This window comes from Bradyrhizobium sp. Kon69 (genome assembly GCF_055807515.1).
In genome coordinates this window covers 250218-268059 of sequence record NZ_JBVVOS010000008.1, presented here as the reverse complement: position 1 = coordinate 268059, position 17842 = coordinate 250218, and the positions used below count along the sequence as shown (strand labels likewise).

The window sequence follows — 17842 nt, the reverse complement described above, 5'->3', positions numbered from 1 at the left end:
TCAGCGGCAAAACTCCAAAGGAATTTGCCGAGACCAAGACACACGCCACTCGATCAGCGAATTAGTGGACATGCACAATTGCGAGGAGCTCTTGCGACGAAGCAATCCAGACTGTCGCATCAGAAACAGTCTGGGTTGCTTCGCTACGCTCGCGATGACGGGAGAGAGCCGAGCCTCAAATCCCCAAATATTTGTGCTGCAGGTCCGGCTCGGCCAACAGCTCGTCCGAGGTACCGCTCCACACCGTCTTGCCGCGCTCGATGATGGTGTGGCGGTCGCAGATGCGGGCGAGGTGGTCGACGTTCTTGTCGACGACCAGGATCGACTGTCCCCGGCTCTTGAGCAGCGACAGACAGCTCCAGATCTCCTCGCGGATCAGGGGCGCCAGGCCTTCGGTCGCTTCATCCAGGATGAGGAGCTTCGGATTGGTCATCAGTGCGCGGCCGATGGCGAGCATCTGCTGCTCGCCGCCGGAGAGCTGGTTGCCCATGTTGGAGGCGCGCTCGGCCAGGCGCGGAAACATCACGTAGATTGCCGCCAGCGTCCAGGGATTGCGGCTGTCGAAACGATCGGCGGCGGCCGCGACCAGGTTTTCGCGCACGGTGAGGTTCGGGAAGATCTGCCGCCCCTCGGGGACGAGGCCGACACCGAGTTGCGCGATCCGGTAGGACGGCTGCGTCCGCACTTCCGAGCCCGCAAAGCGGATGCTGCCTGCGCGCGCCGGCGTCAGGCCCATGATCGAGCGGATGGTCGTGGTCTTGCCCATGCCGTTGCGGCCCATCAGCGAGACCATCTCGCCTGATTTGACCGACAGCGACAGGCCGAACAGCACCTGGGACAGGCCGTAGCAGGTCTCGATGCCGTCAACCTCGAGCAGCGTGTCACCCACCCCTTTTTCAGCCATGGTGCGTCACCACATGCGCCTCGCCGAGATAGGCGCGCTTGACGTCCTCGTTCGCGCGGATCGCGGCCGGATCGCCGGAGGCGATGACGCGGCCATAGACCAGCACCGAGATGCGGTCGGCGAGCGCAAACACCGCCGGCATGTCGTGCTCGACCAGCACGATCGAGACCTCTTTACGCAGCTCCTGGAGCAGTTGCACCATGCGCTGGGACTCGGTGACACCGAGGCCCGCCATCGGCTCGTCGAGCAGCAAAAGTTTCGGCTTGCTTGCCAGCGCAACCGCCAGCTCGATCTGGCGACGCTCGCCATGGCTGAGCCTGGACACCAGGACGTCGGCACGATGGGCGAGACCGACGCGGTCGAGCGCGGCATGCGCGGCATCGCGCAGGCCCTTCTCCTTGCGTGCATCGGCGAAGAAGCGGAACGAGGTGCCGGCATGCGCTTGCGCCGCGAGCGCGACATTGTCGGCGGCGGTGAAATCGAGCAGCAGCGAGGTGATCTGGAACGAACGTGCCAGGCCCAGCGCGCAGCGGCGATAGGCCGGCAGATAGGTGATGTCGCGCCCCGCCAGCGAGACACTGCCGGAATGCGGCTCCAGATGCCCGGTGAGCTGGCTGATCAGCGTGGTCTTGCCGGCACCGTTCGGGCCGATGATGGCGTGCAGCTCGCCTGCCGCGACGTCGAGCGAGACGTTGTCCGTCGCAACGATGCCGCCGAAGCGGCGCACCAGTCTGTCGACACGGAGCAGCGGTTCAGCCACGGTTGAGCCTCCCGAGCAGGCCCATGATGCCGCCGCGGCCGAACAGCACGATCAGCAGCAGCATCGGCCCCATGATCAGCGCCCAGTATTCGGTGAGCTGCGACAAGAACTCTTCCAGCAGCAAATACACCACCGCGCCAATGACCGGACCGAACAGCGTGCCCATGCCCCCGAGGATCACCATCACCATGAGGTCGCCGGAACGGGTCCAGTACATCGCGGCCGGGCTGACGAAATCGGTGTTGTTGGCGAGCAGCGCGCCGGCAAGGCCGCACATCATGCCCGAGATGACGAAGCAGACCAGCTGGTAGCGCTTCGAGGGAAAGCCGATCGCCTGCATGCGTTGCTCGTTGGAGCGCAGGCCCTGCAGGACGAGGCCAAAGCGCGAATTGGCGATGCGCCAGATCAGGAAGACCACGCCGAACAGGCAGGCGAGGCAGAGATAATAAAACTGCGTGCGATTCGACAGATTGATCAATCCGGAGAAGTCGCTGCGCTTGTAGACGGTGAGGCCGTCATCGCCGCCATAACGCGCCAGCCCCGAGGCGACGTAATAGGCCATCTGCGCAAACGCCAGCGTGATCATGATGAAGTAAACGCCACGCGTACGAAGCGAGAGCGCGCCGATCACGACGGCGTAAGTCGCGGAGGCCGCAAGCGCGACCGGAAACTGGATGAAGCCGCTTCCCACACCTTCCTGCGCCAGCATGCCGACCGCGTAACCGCCGATGCCGAGATAGGCGGCGTGGCCAAAACTCATCATGCCGCCAAAACCCATGATGAGGTTGAGGCTCGCGGCCGCCAGCGCCAGGATGACGATGCGCGTGAACAGCGTCAGGATGAAGATGTTGCCGGAGAGTTGCGAATAGAGCGGCAGCAGCACGAGGCCCGCCAGCATCAGGGCCGTGACGGCCTTAGCTACAGTGAAAGTCTTCATCGACGGTTGGCCGGAAACAGCCCCTCCGGCCGCACCACCAGCACGATCGCCATCAGCAGATAGATCAGCATGGACGACAGCGCGGGCGCGGCGGTGGAGGCCGCGGCGCCGCTCAGCACCTGCCGCAGCAGATTGGGCAGGAAGGCGCGGCCGAGCGTGTCGATCATGCCGACGAAGATCGCGGCCAGGAACGCGCCGCGGATCGAACCGATGCCGCCGATCACGATGATGACGAAGGCGAGGATCAGGATGTTCTCGCCCATGCCGATCTGCACGGTGAGGATCGGCGCCTGCATCAACCCGGCAAGACCGGCGAGCGCGGCACCGAGGCCGAACACCAGGGTGTAGAGCAGCTTGATGTTGATGCCGAGCGCGCCGATCATCTCGCGATTGGAGGCGCCGGCCCGGATCAGCATGCCGATGCGGGTGCGCATCACGCCGAGATAGAGCAGCAGCGCAACCAGCAGCGCCACGACGATGATGGCGAGGCGATAGGCGGGATAGTGAATGCCGGGCAGGATCGGCACCGGCACGGTGAGCCAGGCCGGCAGCGGCAGCGCAAGCCCGGCCGGGCCCCAGATCAGCCGCACCGCTTCATTGAAGAACAGGATCAGACCGAAGGTCGCGAGCACGTGGTCGAGATGGTCGCGGCCGTAGAGGTGCCGCAGTGCGGTCATCTCGAGCACGATGCCGAGCACGAGGGTTGCACCGAGCGCCAGCAGCGCGCCGAGCAGGAAGCTGCCGGTCCAGGCTGCGAAAGTCGCGGCGAAATAGGCGCCCATCATGTAGAGCGAGCCGTGCGCGAGGTTGACGAGATCCATGATCCCGAACACCAGCGTCAGGCCGGCGGCGAGCAGGAACAGCAGCAGGCCGAACTGCAAACCGTTCAAGAACTGTTCGACGACGAGCAGCATCAAAACTCTTTCAGGCGCACGCAGGTTCGCGCCGACGTTCGAACACGGTCGCCATCAGTGAAAGAGCTCCCCCTGCCTGTACAAGGCGGAAAAATGGGTAATGGCAGTATCGTTCCGAGGCAAGAGCGATTCGACACCCAACATGCACTTTGTTGCATGCCGATGCATCCGATCGATCCTGCCCCTGCAATCGGCCCTGCAAGAAGGCTGCCGCGCAGGATGGGTCAACCTGCCGCACCCAAACGGATCACCCTCCCTCCGTTCCCGGAGAGAGGGTGTGAAATTCGTCGCAACGTATGGATGGAGACGCCTAGTGCGACGTCATCTGCCGGGGAAGGTCATCCGGCTCGGCAAGCACGCTATTGGCTGTCGAGGCCTCCAGCGCCGCCATCCGGAATAGATAGGCGAGCGTCGCCAATCCGGTGTCTTCCGCCATCTGCGCGAGCTCGAGCGCCATGTCGGACATGTAGCCGAGATTTTCGTCCTTGATCTGCGCCATGATCTGGCTGTCCCGCATCATGTTCGACATCTCAGGCGCTCTTTCGTTGCGCGGCAGCGAGGCCGCAGAGGTTGGCACGGGCAATGCAATCGATACGCGGACCGTCCTGTTGGACGACGTTTGTCATCCCGATACGGTCACACACGGCATCCAGCGACTCCTGACGGATCTCGATCGTGGCCGCCATCGTCCAGGAATTTTCGACCAGCGCCGGCAATCCTAGCGGCGTGACGATGAATCCGATCTCGTGGAAGCGCGGCAGCCACCAGGTCTCCATGACAAGGCAGAGACGCTCGATGCCCTGATCGAGACAGAACTCCTGCGCCGCTGCCATCAATTGCCAATTGAACGCGCCGTCGCGGCGCTCGCGTGAAACGAAGAAACGTGACCACTCCCACGCCAGCGGGTTCGAGGGGCAACCGCGCACCGCGGCGAGATGCGGGAAGACCTCGCTCATCATCGTCGGCTTGGTGGTAGGATAGAGGCGGGAGCCGCCGAGCACCCGGCGATTTTCGAGCGCCAGCAGGTAGACCGCGTCCTCATTGTCGTAGGTATCGACCTCGCGGCCATCGGGCTTGCGCAGCGCCTCCCATTTCCGCTCCTCGACAAAAATCTCGTGACGCACCCTGAAATGCTGCTCGAGAACGTCCTCGTAGAGGTGCCGGTTGGCGGCAGAAATCACATGAATCATTTATTCCCCCATTGTTCGAAATAAGGGGAACACTCACGGAAAACGGCCAAAGCGACTATTGGGAAATTTCCCAGTAGGCGCGGATTTCAGGGGGTGATGATTCTGTGGCGGATTGCGATCGCAACCGCATGCGTACGGTTGACGGCACCAAGCTTGCGCGCGGCAGTTGCAAGATGCTCTTCGGCGGTGCGCTGCGTGATGTGCAGGATCTCGCCGATTTCCCAAGCCGACTTGCCCTGCGAGGCCCAGGCGAGCACCTCGCGCTCGCGCGGGGTAAGGCGCATCGATCGATGCGGCGCCGGATCGAGCAAGCGGCGAATGTGATCGAAGCCGTACATGCCGATCAGGTGCAGCGCCGGCTTGCTGCGCGCATTGAGATCGAGGTGAACGCCACCGAGCGAGACGCCGGCCTCGTAGCCGGTCAATCCGTGGATCGGCACGACGAAGCCGCGCGACATACGGAAATCGGCAGCGCGCCGCATCACCTCCACCGCGCCCGGCTCCAGCTCTGGATCGTACGGCGCCTCGGACCACTCGAAAGGGTTCACCGTGTGCCGGCATTTGCGGATCACGGGATCGACGCGGTCGTAGCCTTTTTGGGTATAGAGGCTGAACCACTCCGCCGGCCACTTTTTGGCGAGCACCATCTGGGAAAAACGCTGATCGGGATTCGGCAAGCCGGTTACGATGATGTGCTCGAAGCCGTAGCGCCCGAACGCGGTCGCAAGCGCATCCATGGCGTCCGGAACCTTGGTATAGGCTCCAAGCCCCTCAATGAAGTCGAGCGCTTCCCGGCCATAATCCACGGTGGACATCGGTGCGTTTCCTGACCCTCGCTGTCGCTATAGCACGTCCTGGCGACTGCCTCAATTCACCGCTTCCGTAGTTTCCCGGTATCCCATTGACCCCGAACGCTTAATCTACTTGTGGAAGAAGTGACGTCAAGATACACCTACGATGTCTGAAGCGGGGAAACCACGATGGAAGACGAGGACATCGCCCTCAACAGCGTGCTCGGCCTGGAACTCAACCGCGTATTTTTCGCCGTCCGCGAAACGGCAAACAAGCAGAAGATCATCGAGTTCGCGCGCGGGGTGCTGCAAAGCGAGCGCAGCAAGCCGGCAGAGAGCGCCACGCCGGACGGACCGGCGAGCTAGCACGCAAGTGCTGTGAGCGCACGAACGGTCCGTTCGGGGCCATGCCTTCCTCTGATCTGAACCGAACTACCGAACGCGAATGTTTCCTTCCTTCCCCCCTTGTGGGAGAAGTGGCATAGGCGACCTTCGGCCGCCGTTCTTAAAACAAAACGCCGATGCTTCGCATCGGCTATGGCGCCGGATGAGGGGTTGTTTCCACGCGTTCAAATGCGCGAGGCTCGCGCGGGGAGAGAACCCCTCACCCGTCTCGCGCTATCGCGGCGGTCCACCCTCCTCCCCACAAGGGGAGAGGGAAAGGCAGCGCCGACCACGATTATCTTTCGGATGCCCAGGACATGATGACGCTGCGCCAGGTTGAAGTGATCCGTGCCGTGATGGTGACGGGCACGATCGGCGGCGCGGCGAAGCTGCTGAACGTTTCGGCGCCGGGCATCAGCCGCCTCGTCAAATACACCGAGCGCTCGCTCGGCATCCGCTTCTTTCAGCGCCAGAACGGCCGCTATTTCCCGACGCCGGAAGCCGAGAACATCTTCGAGCAGATCAACGGCGTCTACAAGAAGGTCGACGACCTCTCCGAGATCATCTCCAAGATCGGACGCGGCGGATTGTCGGAATTGCGAATCGGCTCGGTGCCGAGCATTTCGCAAGTCATGGTGCCGCGCGCGATCGAGCGGGTCCGGCGGCGCTATCCGGATTTGGGCATCGACATCAACATCCTCAAGCTCGAGGAAGCCATCGACTATCTCATGCTCGGCCGCGGCGAATGCGTGGCGATGAGCTACCGCCTGGAGCATTCCGGGCTCGACTTCATGCCGCTCGCCTCCGGCGAGCTCTATTGCATCGTGCCGCCGGGCCACGAGCTCGCCGGCCGCAAGCAGGTCTCCGCCGCCGAGATCACCCGCTATCCGCTGATCGGCATCGATCCCAACGATCCCTACGGGCGGATCATGGCCGAGATCTTCGCGCGCCACCGCCTCGCGTACAACATCACCATTCGCGCCCGCTTCGGCACCACGGTCTGCGCGCTGGTGAAGGCGGGGCTCGGCATCGCCATCATCGACCAGTTCACGGTGGCCCATGGCGGCTATCCCGGCATCGAGCTGATCAAGATCACCGAGCCAACGCGATTCGAGACCTATATCGCGGTGAAGCGCGGCGCGCCGCTGTCGCTTCATGTCGAGTATTTCATCGAGTCCCTGCGCGCGGAAATGCGCGCAGTCGAGCCGTCGCAGGGCAAAGGCAGGGCCGCGCCGCCACGGCGAAAGAGATAACATCACGTTAGGTTTGCAGGACAAAAGGGTAATTGTGTTAGGCCGAGGAAAGGCTATCGTCCTTGGTGGAAGCCCCTTGGAATTGAGCGGATTTCCCCGCTAATGGCCGGGACCGAACGCTCCCAATGAGACGATAGCGAACCATGTCAAAGCGCGGACCTGCCGCATCCAAAAAGCTCCTGACGGGCCTGATCGGCGCACCCATCGCGCATTCCGCCTCCCCTGCCATGCATGAGCGCGCCGCGGAGGGGCTTGGCCTGAGCGGACATTATCAGCTCATCGAAGTGGCCGGCGCCGATGCGGCCGGGCTCCGGCTGATGCTGGAAGGCGTGCGGCGGCTCGGCTTTGCCGGCGTCAACGTCACTTTTCCCTACAAGGAGGCGGTGGTCCCGCTGCTCGATGAACTGGCACCGGGTGCGGCCGCCATGGGGGCGGTCAACACCGTCGTCGTCAGCAACGGCCGGCTGATCGGCCACAACACCGATACGACGGGCTTTGCGCGCGCCGTCGCGCCGCTGCTGGCGGCCTCTGGAAACGCGGTCGCCGTGATCGGCACCGGCGGCGTCGGCAAGGCGATCGCCTTTGCGCTGGCGAGCCTTAACGTGGCCGACATCCGCATCTTCGACAGCGAGCCGGCACGCGCCGAAAAACTCGCCGCGCTGCTCGTCAAGCAGGGGGGCGCCAGGGTCGCCGCAAGCGTCGAGGACGCGCTCGACGGCGCAACCGGCCTCGTCAACGGCACGCCGGTCGGCATGCTGCCGAACCGGGAAACGCCGGTCTCGCCGACGCTGCTGCGTCAAAACCTGTGGGTCGCCGATGCCGTCTATTCGCCGCTGATCACGCCGCTGCTGGCGGCCGCCCAAGCCAAGGGCGCGCGGATCATGACCGGGCGGGAGCTTGCGATCTATCAGGCCGCCGACGCTTTCGAACTGTTCACTGGCCTTGCCCCATCGACCGAGATCATGGGAGAGGCATTCGACCAGGTGATGGCGGCACGAAGCCCGGCCTATCACGCAGCGTAACCGAAGCGGCCGGACACAAGGCCGCGCACAACATCAACGAAAAATGGGAGGAGAGACCATGAAATCGACCATTCTGGCGGGCGCCCTGCTTGCCTTCGCGACTGCAACCAGCGTCCACGCCCAGGCGATCAAGCTCGCCGACGTCGCCGAGTTGTCCGGTGGCGGCGCCACCGTCGGCACCAACTGGAAGAACGGCATCGACCTCGCGATCGAGGAGATCAACGCCAAGGGCGGCGTGCTCGGCCGCAAGCTTGAAGTCACTCATGCGGACTCGCAATCCAATCCGGGCGTCGCGCGCGCGCAGGTGCAAAAGGCGCTCGACGCCGAGCCCTATGTGCTGCTCGGACCCGGCTATTCCGGCTCGGTGAAGGTGACCGCGCCGCTGGCGGCCGAAGCCGGCATCGCGCAGATCATGGGCGGCGAAGCCGCCGAGCTGACGCAAGGCGGAAACAAATTCCTGTTCCGCACCTCGTTCGGCCAGCAATCGTCGATGCCGAAGGTCGCCAAATACATTCACGACGACATGAAGGCGAAGTCGGTCGCGGTGGTCTGGGTCAACAATGACTTTGGCCGCGGCGGTCGCGATGTCGTCGTCAAGGAGCTCGACCGGCTCGGCTCCAAGGTCGTCGCCGATCTCTCCACCGAGGCGGGCCAGGCCGATTTCGCCGCCGACGTCGGCAAGATCAAGGCCGCCAATCCCGACGCCGTGTTCGTCTATTTGAACGAGGAAGAGAGCGCGCGCATCCTCAAGGAGCTCAAGCGCCAGGGCGTCACCGCGCCGCTGATGGGCGAGACCACGCTGATCGGGCAGAAGGTGATCGAGCTTGCGGGCGATGCCGCCAACGGCGCGCGCGGCCATGTCGGTCTCACCACCGATGCCCCGGTCGATCTGATCAAGGCGTTTCGCGACAAGTTCGCGAAGAAGTACAATTACGTGCCCGACCATAACGGCCTGAAAGGCTATCTCGCGGTCTACATGGTGAAGGCCACGACCGACAAGATGGGCAAGGTCGATTCCAAGGCGTTCGCCGACACGCTGCATGGCCTGACCATCAAGGCGGCGGACGAGCCGGGCATCCTGATGGACGTCACGTTCAGCGACACCGGCGACATCGACCGCCAGAGCTTTCTGGTCGAGGTGGTCGAAGGCAAGCAGGTGGTGAAGCAGGTGCTGCCGAAGGTGAAGTGAGGTCTTTGCCCTTCGCCGCTTCTTGCGGAGCGAGATCTTTCGTCTCCCTCTCCCCGCCCCTTCGCGGGGAGAGGGCGGGGTGAGGGGCTGCTTCCGCGGATACGGTGACAATCGAGTTCGCGGAGACAGCCCCTCACCCTGACCCTCTCCCCGTAAGAACGGGGAGAGGGAGAAAAGGAAGAGCGGGGCGAGGGAAGAAGACAGAGCGCCGAGAGGGGAAAATGTCCAATCTGTTCGATCTTCTGGTCGCGGGACTTGCCACCGGCGCGATCTATGCGTTGGTCGCGGTCGGCTTCACGCTGCTGTGGCAGACCTCGCAGACCATCAATTTCGCGCAAGGCGAGTTCGTGATGCTGCCGGCGTTCCTGATGCTGGCGGCGATGCATGCCGGCGCGCCGTTCTGGCTCGCGATCATCCTCGGTATCCTGCTCTCGATGCTCCTGCTCGGCCTCGCCTTCAAGATGCTGCTGGTGGATCCGATGATGCGCCATGGCGTGCTGCCGCTCGCGATCGCGACCATGGCGCTCGCGATCGGCCTCAAGGAGGCCGTAAAACAGTTCTTCAGCGCCGAAGCCTCACCCTTCCCCTCGATCGTGCCGACCGGGGACGTCTCCATCCTCGGCCATGCCGTCTCGCTGCAAAGCATCGGCGTCCTCGTTCTCGCTATCGTTGCCGTCTTCGGCTTGACCGCGCTTCTCAACCGCACCTCGCTCGGCCACCAGATGCAGGCGGCGGCGCAGAACCCGACGGTGGCGCGCATCATCGGCGTCCCGGTCGAGCGCATGATTCTCCTGACCTTCCTGATCAACGCGTTCCTGGTCGCGCTCGCCTCGCTGTTGATCACGCCGATCTATCTCGCGAAATTCACGTCCGGCGAGGTGCTCGGCCAGGCTGCCTTCATCGCCGCGATCGTCGGCGGATTCAACCAGGTGCGCGGCGCGATCGCAGGCGGTCTCCTGATCGGCGTGCTCGACAATCTCGCGGCCGCCTATGTCTCGACGCAGTACCGCGCCGCCGTGCCGATGATCTTCCTGATTGCCGTCATCCTGTTCCGGCCGCAGGGCCTGCTCGGCCGCGCCGAGGAGCGCACCGTATGAGCGGCTTCGCCAAACCTCTCAAGATCGCGTTCGGCCTCATCGTCATCGCTGCGCTGATCGTCGTTCCCATGAACTTCAACCGCTATGGCCTGTTCATCCTGAGCCAATGGGCGGTGATGGCCATCGCCGCGATGGGCCTCAACCTCACGCTCGGTTATGCCGGCCAGGTCTCGCTGGCGCAGGGCGCCTTCGTCGGCATCGGCGCTTACGCCGCGGCGATTATGACCACCCATGGTTGGCCACTGCCGGCGGCGATCGTCGTCGCGATCGCCTTGAGCTTCGCGGTCGGCTGGGTGCTCGGCTATCCCGCGCTGCGGGTGCAGCACCACTACCTCGCCTTCGTCACGCTTGCCTTCTCCACGCTGGCCTTCCTGGTATTTCGCAACGAGAGCTGGCTCACCGGCGGCATCTACGGCATCTCCAACATTCCGCGGCCGCACATCTTCGGCATCGCGACCAACAAGCCGCTGCCGTTCTACTATGTCTGTCTCGGCTCGCTCGCGATCGTGTCGCTCGCGGTGTGGTGGCTGATCCGCTCGCCCTGGGGCCGCGCCTTCATGGCGCTGCGCGAAAACCCGCTGCGGGCGCAGTCGCTCGGCGTCGACACGCGACGCTATACGCTGATGGCGTTCGCGATCGGCTCGGCGCTCGGCGGCGTCGCCGGCGCGCTCTATGCGCCGCTGACGCAATATATCGATCCCGTGCCGTTCAACCTGTCGCTCTCGCTCGACCTCCTGATGATGGTGATCGTCGGCGGCGCCGGATTCTTTCTGGGTCCGTTCCTCGGCGCGATGATCGCGGTGCTGCTGCCGGAATGGCTGCGCTTCACAGAGGGCTATTATCTGATGCTCTACGCGATCGCGGTGATGGGGCTGCTGATCTGGTCGCCGACCGGCATTTTGGGAATCCTCGACCGCTATCTCGCCGAACGCCGCACCAAGGTGGCCTCCGCCCAGCGCGCCGTCGCAAAGTCCCGGCTGGAGACGGTGCAATGAGCGCGGTCCTCGAAGTCACCGAGATCAAGAAGAACTTTGGCGGGATCAGCGCTGTCGGCGGCGTCTCTTTCGACGTCCGCGAGGGCGAGATCCTCGGCCTGATCGGACCGAACGGCTGCGGCAAGTCGACCCTGTTCAACTGCATCCTCGGTCAGCTCACGCCGAGCGGCGGCGAGGTCAAGCTCGACGGCAAGGTCGTCACGGGCTTGCGACCCGCCGAGCTCAACAAGCTCGGGGTCAGCCGCACCTTCCAGCTCCTGCAAGTGTTCCCAAAACTCTCGGTGCGCGAGAACCTGATCCTCGCAGGACAGGAGCACCAGGGCAGCATGGCCTCGCGCCTGGTCGGCCGCTCCGATGCCGGACTGACGCAGGCCGCCAACCAGATGATCGGTTTCTTCAAGCTCGACCATCTCGCGGATGAGCCTGCCGGCGGGCTCTCCTATGGCCAGCAAAAACTGCTCGACGCCGCCATGGCCTTCATGGGCGGACCGCGGCTGGTGCTGCTCGACGAGCCCGCCGGCGGCGTCAACCCGTCGATGTTGACGGATTTGAAGGAGCGGCTGGTGGCGATCAACCGCGAGAAGAACGCCACCTTCGTCGTGATCGAGCACAACATGGAATTCGTGATGTCGCTGTGCTCGCGTGTGATGGTGATGGCGGAGGGCAAGGTGCTGGCGATGGGACGACCGGACGAGGTGCGAAAAAACCCCGCCGTGATTGAAGCCTATCTCGGACATTAGGGAGAGCCATCATGAGCGATCCGATCCTCTCGGTTCACAATCTCGTCGGCGGCTACGGCAAGATGACGATCCTGAACGGCACCAGCTTCGCCGTGCCGCAGGCCACCATCACCACCATCATCGGCCCGAACGGCGCCGGCAAGTCCACCGTGTTCAAGGCGATCTTCGGCCTGCTCAAGCTGCGCGAGGGCAAGATCAACTTCGCCGGCCGCGACGTCACCAATTTGAGCCAGCGCGCGCTGCTCAATGCCGGCATCTGCTACGTGCCGCAGGGCCGCAACATCTTTCCCGAGCTGTCGGTGCGCCACAACATCGAGCTTGGCGGCGTCTCCGCCGGCAAGGGCATCGACCCGCAGAGCCGGATCGAGGCCGCGCTCGACCTGTTCCCGGCGCTGCGCCGGAAATCGACGCAGCAGGCCTCCACGCTATCAGGCGGCGAGCAGAAACAGCTCGAAATCGCCCGCTCGCTGCTGCTCGAACCGAAGCTCGTTCTGATCGACGAGCCCTCGATCGGCCTGTCGCCGCTGATGGTGCAGCAGACTTTCGACATCCTGAAATCCCTGCGCGACCGCGGTGTCACCATTCTGATGATCGAGCAGAACGCACGCTCGGCGCTGGAGATCTCCGACATCGGCATCGTGCTCGAGCTCGGCCAGACTCGGATGATCGACAGCGCGAAGCGCATTTTGAATGATCCCCGCATCGGACAATTGTTCCTCGGCGGAGCGATGGAGGACAACGCAGCATGACCAAACGCTCGATCGCAACCGTCTCTCTCTCCGGCGCTCTCGACGAAAAGCTCCGCGCCATCGCATCCGCCGGATTCGACGCGGTCGAGATTTTCGAGAACGATCTGCTGTCGTTCGGCGCCGGCCCGCGCGACATCGCAAAGCTCTGCGGGGACCTCAATCTCGAGATCTGCGCGTTTCAGCCGTTCCGCGATTTCGAGGGCATGCCGGAGCCGCAGCGTGCGCGCAACTTTGCCCGCGCCGAACGCAAGTTCGATCTGATGCAGGAGCTCGGCACCGACCTGCTGCTGATCTGCTCGAACGTGTCGCCGGCCGCGCTCGGCGGCATCGACCGCGCCGCGGATGATTTTCGCGAGCTTGGCGAGCGCGCGGCCAAACGATCTTTGCGCGTCGGCTACGAGGCATTGGCCTGGGGACGCCACGTCAACGACTACCGCGATGCTTGGGAAATCGTGCGACGCGCCGATCACCCCGCGATCGGTGTCATCCTCGACAGCTTTCACGCACTGGCTCCTGGCTTTCCGGTCCGCGCGATGGCCTCGATCCCCGGCGACAAGATTTTCCTGGTCCAGCTTGCGGACGCGCCGAAGCTCGAGCTCGACATCCTCTCCTGGAGCCGGCACTTCCGCTCCTTCCCCGGCCAGGGCGACCTGCCGGTCGGCGAGTTCATGGCGGCGATCGCGGCGACCGGCTATGCCGGGCCGCTGTCGCTGGAGATCTTCAACGACCAGTTCCGCGCCGGCTCGGCCGTGCAGACCGCGGTCGACGGCCTGCGTTCGCTGATCCTGCTGGAGGACCAGCTTGCACCGGATTGGCCAAAGCTCATCAGCGAGCCCCTGGCGCCAAAGCCCAAAAGTCGAGGCACGGGATTCATCGAGTTTGCCGTCAACGAGACCAAGGCCGGCGAACTCGCCCGCCTGCTCGCGCAGCTCGGTTTCCGCAAAACCGGCAAGCATCGCAGCAAGGCGGTGGAGCGCTGGTCGCAAGGCAAGGTCGAGCTCGTCGTCAACTCCGAGACCGACGGCTTTGCGCATTCGCACTACGTGACGCATGGCCCCGGCGTCTGCGCCATCGCGCTCGACGTCGACAATGCCGGCCTCGTCATGCAGCGCGCCGAGACACTGAAAGCGCGCACCTTCTACCAGCCGGTCGGGCCGGGCGAGCTCGAGATCCCCGCGATCCACGGCGTCGGCGGCAGCCTGCTGTATTTCCTCGACCAAGCCGGCAAGAACTGGGACACGGATTTCGAACAAGTCGCGAGCGACGCTCGCGCGGACGCCCTGCTGGCCGTCGATCACATCGCGCAGTCGATGCCCTATGACGAGATGCTGTCCTGGCTGCTGTTCTACACCGGGATCCTCGACCTCGGGCGGCTGCCGCAGATGGAGATCGCCGATCCCAGGGGCCTCGTGCAAAGCCAGGCCGTCATCAACGGCGACCAGAGCCTGCGCTTCGTGCTCAACGGCTCATCCGCCAACCGCACGCTGCCGGCCCGTTTCATCTCGGAATTTTTCGGCTCGGGCGTGCAGCACGTCGCGTTCACGTGCCGGGACATTTTTGCGGCGGTCGCGGAGATGCGCAAGCGCGGCGCGGATTTCCTGGATATCCCTGACAATTACTACGACGACATCGAAGCCAAATACGACCTCGCGCCCGACCTGATGGCGCAGCTGCGCGCCAACCACATTCTCTACGACCGCGAAGGCGACGGGGAGTTCTTCCAGGTCTACACCCACATCTTCGACGAGCGCTTCTTCTTCGAGGTCGTGGAGCGACGCGATTATCAGGGCTTCGGCGCGGCCAATGCCGGGATCAGGCTTGCGGCGCAGTCACGCGAAGTGCGGCCTGCGAGCATGCCGCGGGTGTAGTCTCTATCGAGGCCGTCATTGCGAGGAGCGAAGCGACGAAGCAATCCAGAGTCTTTCCACGGAAAGACTCTGGATTGCTTCGCTGCGCTCGCAATGACGTCGAGATAGCATGAGAGTGCGGCGACAGGGCTGCTCGCGGAAGCAGCCCCTCACCCCAACCCTCTCCCCGTAAGAACGGGGCGAGGGAGGAGAGAGAGCTCGCCCGGCCTCACTTCATCGCGCATTTGTCGTGGAAGCGATCCTGGTCGTTTTCGACGATGGTCGCGACCGTCTTCAGCGAGAGCTGGCCTTCGCCGTCCTTGACCACGTCCTGGAGGTAGAAGTTCTGCACCGGGATGTGGTTCTTGCCGTACTTGAAGGGGCCGCGCAGCGACTTGAAGTTGGCCTTCTCCATCTCGGCCTTCATCGCGTCCTTCTTGCTGGTGTCGCCCTTCACCGCGACCACGGCGCTGTTGATGAGCTGGGCCGCGTCATAGGCTTGCGCGCCGTAATAGGTCGGGCGCAGGCCGGGGTACTTCTTGCGATAGTCGGTGACGAAGCGCTTGTTCTGCTCGTTGGGCAGATCATTCACCCATTCCTGCGCACCGGGAACGCCGAGCGCGTTCTCCTTCTGCAGCGGCAGCGACAGCTCGTCGACGGTGAACGCCGTGTAGAGCGGCATCGTGCTCTTCAGCCCGGCCTGCGCATATTGGTTGAGGAACTGCACGCCGGCTGCACCCGGATAGAACACGAAGATCGACTCGGCGCCCGAGGCCCGCGCCTTGGAGAGCTCGGCGGAGAAGTCGAGCTGGCTCGGCCAGACCGTGTATTCCTCGCCCTTGATCTCACCCTTGAAGGTGTTCTTGAGGCCCGCGAGCATGTCCTTGCCGGCGGCGTAGTTCGGCCCGATCAGGAAGACGCTTTTGACGCCCTTCTGGTTCATGTAGAGGCCCATGGCCTGCGGCGTCTGGTCGTTCTGCCAGGAGGTCGAGAACACGTAAGGCGAGCAGAGCTCGCCGGCGAGCTGCGACGGACCGGCATTGGCCGAGATCAGGATGGTCTGCGAATCCACGGCGGTCTTGAGCGAGGCCAGCAGCACGTTCGACCAGATGTAGCCGACGATGAAGTCGACCTTGTCGGACTGCACCAGCTTCTCGGTCTTCTGCTTGCCGACGTCGGGCTTCTGCCCGTCGTCCTCGTAAATCACCTCGACCGGCTTGCCGTCCATCTTGCGGCCGATGTGATCCAGCGCGAGCTCGAACGAGTTGCGCATGTCGTTGCCGATCACGGCGGTCGGGCCGCTGAAGGTCGAAACGAAGCCGATCTTGATGGTGTCGCCGGCGGATGCCGGGCCTGCCAGCACCAGCGCCGCTGCGCCCGCCAGCCAGAATGCCGTCCTCATAACCACTCCCCTCCATATTATTATGCCCGGAAGCGGGGTGATTGCCGCCCGGGTCATCTCTATTGAACGCAAAATCTGTCGCGCCGCCAATGGCTCAGCGCCCACCTCTGCACCATATTTCGCCCCGAATGGCGATAGCAAGAAATATAATTCTACTCACTTCGGCAGAGGCTGCGGCTTGTTCGCGGGATATCGATACGCCAGGCCTATTCAGCGATTGATGACGGCTATTGGACCACGGCGCCTGATCAGCGTTTAGATGAGGATAGAGCCGCGAGATTCGGAGGGGCGCATCATGACCACGACACCGCACCGCGTCGTCATTGTCGGAGCCGGCTTCGGTGGGTTGGAGACGACCTACCGGCTCGCCGGCAGCCCGGTCGAGATCACGCTGATCGACCGCCGCAACCATCATTTGTTCCAGCCGCTGCTCTACCAGGTCGCGACCGCCTCGCTCGCCACGAGCGAGATCGCCTGGCCGGTCCGGCACCTGATGCGCGACCGGCGCGACGTGACGACGCTGTTTGCGACCGTCAGCGGCATCGACGCCGATAGGCGCTGCGTGCTGATCGACGACGGCAGTGAGGTGCCTTACGACACGCTGGTGCTCGCCACCGGCGCGCGGCATGCCTATTTCGGCCACGACGAATGGGAACAGTTCGCGCCGGGCCTGAAGACGCTGGAGGACGCGACCACTTTGCGCCGTCACATCCTGGTGGCGTTCGAGCGCGCTGAGCGCGAGACCGATCCGGAAAAACGCGCGGCGCGATTGACATTCGTCATCGTCGGCGCTGGCCCCACCGGCGTCGAGCTCGCCGGCACCATCGCGGAGATGGCGCATCACACCTTGCCCGCCGACTTCCGCAACATCGACACCAACAAGGCGCGCGTGGTGCTGATCGAAGCGGGTCCGCGCGTGCTCGCAGGCTTCCCTGACGACCTCTCGGCCTACGCGCAGGCCTCGCTGGAAAAAATCGGTGTCGAGGTCGTGCTCGGACAGGCCGTCACCGAGATCAATCGCGAGGGCGTGGTGTTCGGCGGCAAGCTGCTCGAAGCCAAGACGAGAATCTGGGCCGCCGGCGTGCGCGCATCGCCCGCCGCCGAATGGCTGGGCGCGCCGGCCGATCGTGCCGGGCGCGTGCAGGTCGAAGACGATCTTACGATCCCCGGGCATCCGGAAATCTTTGCGATCGGCGATACCGTCTTGATCAACGCCTGGGACGGCAAGCCTGTGCCAGGCATCGCGCCGGCCGCCAAGCAGCAGGGCCGTCATGTGGCCGAGACCATCAAGGCGCGGCTGCGCCAGGAGCCGACCAGCCCGTTCCGCTACAAGCACTCCGGCAGCCTCGCGCAGATCGGCAAGCGGCTCGCGGTGATCGACTTCGGCCGCATCAAGTTGCGCGGCACCATCGCGTGGTGGATCTGGGGTATCGCCCACATCTACTTCCTGATCGGCCTGCGCCACCGCCTCAGCGTCGCCCTGAGCTGGCTCTGGATCTACGCCCGCGACCAGCGGGCGGCGCGGCTGATCACGCAGGGGAGTAGTAAGGTGGTGTAGCTCTCCTTGCCTTCTCCCCTTGTGGGAGAAGGTGGCGTAGGCGGCCTTCAGCCGCCGTCCTTAAAAGGACGCCGATGCTTCGCATCGGCTATGGCGCCGGATGAGGGGTT

At 64.0% G+C, this 17842-nt stretch carries 18 protein-coding genes; 10 read left to right on the top strand and 8 right to left on the bottom strand.

Annotated elements, in window-relative coordinates; translation table 11 throughout:
* Positions 1-175: 175 nt before the first annotated feature.
* The 7 genes from AC0L3U_RS13700 to AC0L3U_RS13670 form a co-directional block, all read right to left on the bottom strand.
* On the bottom strand, positions 176-904 hold the full coding sequence (locus AC0L3U_RS13700) for an ABC transporter ATP-binding protein (RefSeq protein ID WP_473288509.1): 729 nt from the start codon (positions 902-904) through the stop codon (positions 176-178).
* On the bottom strand, positions 897-1664 hold the full coding sequence (locus AC0L3U_RS13695; protein WP_473362109.1) for an ABC transporter ATP-binding protein: 768 nt from the start codon (positions 1662-1664) through the stop codon (positions 897-899). Before AC0L3U_RS13695 ends, AC0L3U_RS13700 begins: the two co-directional genes overlap by 8 nt.
* Positions 1657-2601 carry a branched-chain amino acid ABC transporter permease gene (locus AC0L3U_RS13690; protein ID WP_456767207.1) on the bottom strand — a complete coding sequence of 315 codons (945 nt, stop codon included), beginning with the start codon at positions 2599-2601 and terminating at the stop codon, positions 1657-1659. Before AC0L3U_RS13690 ends, AC0L3U_RS13695 begins: the two co-directional genes overlap by 8 nt.
* Positions 2598-3515, bottom strand: a complete 918-nt coding sequence (locus AC0L3U_RS13685) for a branched-chain amino acid ABC transporter permease (RefSeq protein ID WP_007615745.1) — start codon at positions 3513-3515, stop codon at positions 2598-2600. Before AC0L3U_RS13685 ends, AC0L3U_RS13690 begins: the two co-directional genes overlap by 4 nt.
* Before the next feature lie 310 nt (positions 3516-3825).
* Positions 3826-4044, bottom strand: a complete 219-nt coding sequence (locus AC0L3U_RS13680) for a hypothetical protein (RefSeq protein WP_027514447.1) — start codon at positions 4042-4044, stop codon at positions 3826-3828.
* Position 4045: 1 nt separating this feature from the next.
* A complete protein-coding gene (locus AC0L3U_RS13675) occupies positions 4046-4705 on the bottom strand; it encodes an acyl-homoserine-lactone synthase (protein ID WP_473362108.1) in 660 nt (219 codons plus the stop codon).
* An 86-nt stretch (positions 4706-4791) separates the two neighbouring features.
* Positions 4792-5520: a helix-turn-helix transcriptional regulator gene (locus tag AC0L3U_RS13670; protein WP_473362107.1), complete on the bottom strand. Its 729-nt coding sequence runs from the start codon at positions 5518-5520 to the stop codon at positions 4792-4794.
* A gap of 165 nt (positions 5521-5685) precedes the next feature.
* Here AC0L3U_RS13670 and AC0L3U_RS13665 point away from each other — a divergent pair, with 165 nt between their 5' ends.
* The 9 genes from AC0L3U_RS13665 (at position 5686) to AC0L3U_RS13625 (ending at position 14793) form a co-directional block, all read left to right on the top strand.
* Positions 5686-5862, top strand: coding sequence for a hypothetical protein (locus AC0L3U_RS13665; protein WP_018456036.1), 177 nt, complete (start codon positions 5686-5688; stop codon positions 5860-5862).
* 335 nt (positions 5863-6197) lie between these two features.
* The gene (locus AC0L3U_RS13660) at positions 6198-7133 is read left to right on the top strand and encodes a LysR family transcriptional regulator (RefSeq protein WP_473362106.1); all 936 of its coding nucleotides are present in this window, start codon (positions 6198-6200) and stop codon (positions 7131-7133) included.
* 143 nt (positions 7134-7276) lie between these two features.
* On the top strand, positions 7277-8155 hold the full coding sequence (locus AC0L3U_RS13655) for a shikimate dehydrogenase (RefSeq protein WP_473362105.1): 879 nt from the start codon (positions 7277-7279) through the stop codon (positions 8153-8155).
* 58 nt (positions 8156-8213) lie between these two features.
* Entirely contained in the window at positions 8214-9344 is a 1131-nt protein-coding gene (locus AC0L3U_RS13650) for an ABC transporter substrate-binding protein (RefSeq protein WP_007597937.1), read from the top strand.
* Positions 9345-9565: 221 nt separating this feature from the next.
* Entirely contained in the window at positions 9566-10441 is an 876-nt protein-coding gene (locus AC0L3U_RS13645) for a branched-chain amino acid ABC transporter permease (protein WP_027565921.1), read from the top strand.
* A complete protein-coding gene (locus AC0L3U_RS13640; protein WP_247404539.1) occupies positions 10438-11436 on the top strand; it encodes a branched-chain amino acid ABC transporter permease in 999 nt (332 codons plus the stop codon). The genes AC0L3U_RS13645 and AC0L3U_RS13640 overlap by 4 nt, the downstream gene beginning before the upstream one ends.
* Entirely contained in the window at positions 11433-12176 is a 744-nt protein-coding gene (locus AC0L3U_RS13635) for an ABC transporter ATP-binding protein (RefSeq protein WP_473362104.1), read from the top strand. The genes AC0L3U_RS13640 and AC0L3U_RS13635 overlap by 4 nt, the downstream gene beginning before the upstream one ends.
* Before the next feature lie 11 nt (positions 12177-12187).
* Entirely contained in the window at positions 12188-12925 is a 738-nt protein-coding gene (locus AC0L3U_RS13630) for an ABC transporter ATP-binding protein (RefSeq protein ID WP_473362103.1), read from the top strand.
* The gene (locus AC0L3U_RS13625; RefSeq protein WP_473362102.1) at positions 12922-14793 is read left to right on the top strand and encodes a bifunctional sugar phosphate isomerase/epimerase/4-hydroxyphenylpyruvate dioxygenase family protein; all 1872 of its coding nucleotides are present in this window, start codon (positions 12922-12924) and stop codon (positions 14791-14793) included. The genes AC0L3U_RS13630 and AC0L3U_RS13625 overlap by 4 nt, the downstream gene beginning before the upstream one ends.
* Positions 14794-15001: 208 nt before the next feature.
* On the opposite strand, the gene AC0L3U_RS13620 is transcribed toward AC0L3U_RS13625, so the two are convergent.
* Positions 15002-16174, bottom strand: a complete 1173-nt coding sequence (locus AC0L3U_RS13620) for an ABC transporter substrate-binding protein (protein WP_473362101.1) — start codon at positions 16172-16174, stop codon at positions 15002-15004.
* 295 nt (positions 16175-16469) lie between these two features.
* Here AC0L3U_RS13620 and AC0L3U_RS13615 point away from each other — a divergent pair, with 295 nt between their 5' ends.
* Positions 16470-17732: an NAD(P)/FAD-dependent oxidoreductase gene (locus AC0L3U_RS13615; RefSeq protein ID WP_473362100.1), complete on the top strand. Its 1263-nt coding sequence runs from the start codon at positions 16470-16472 to the stop codon at positions 17730-17732.
* Positions 17733-17842 lie beyond the last annotated feature (110 nt).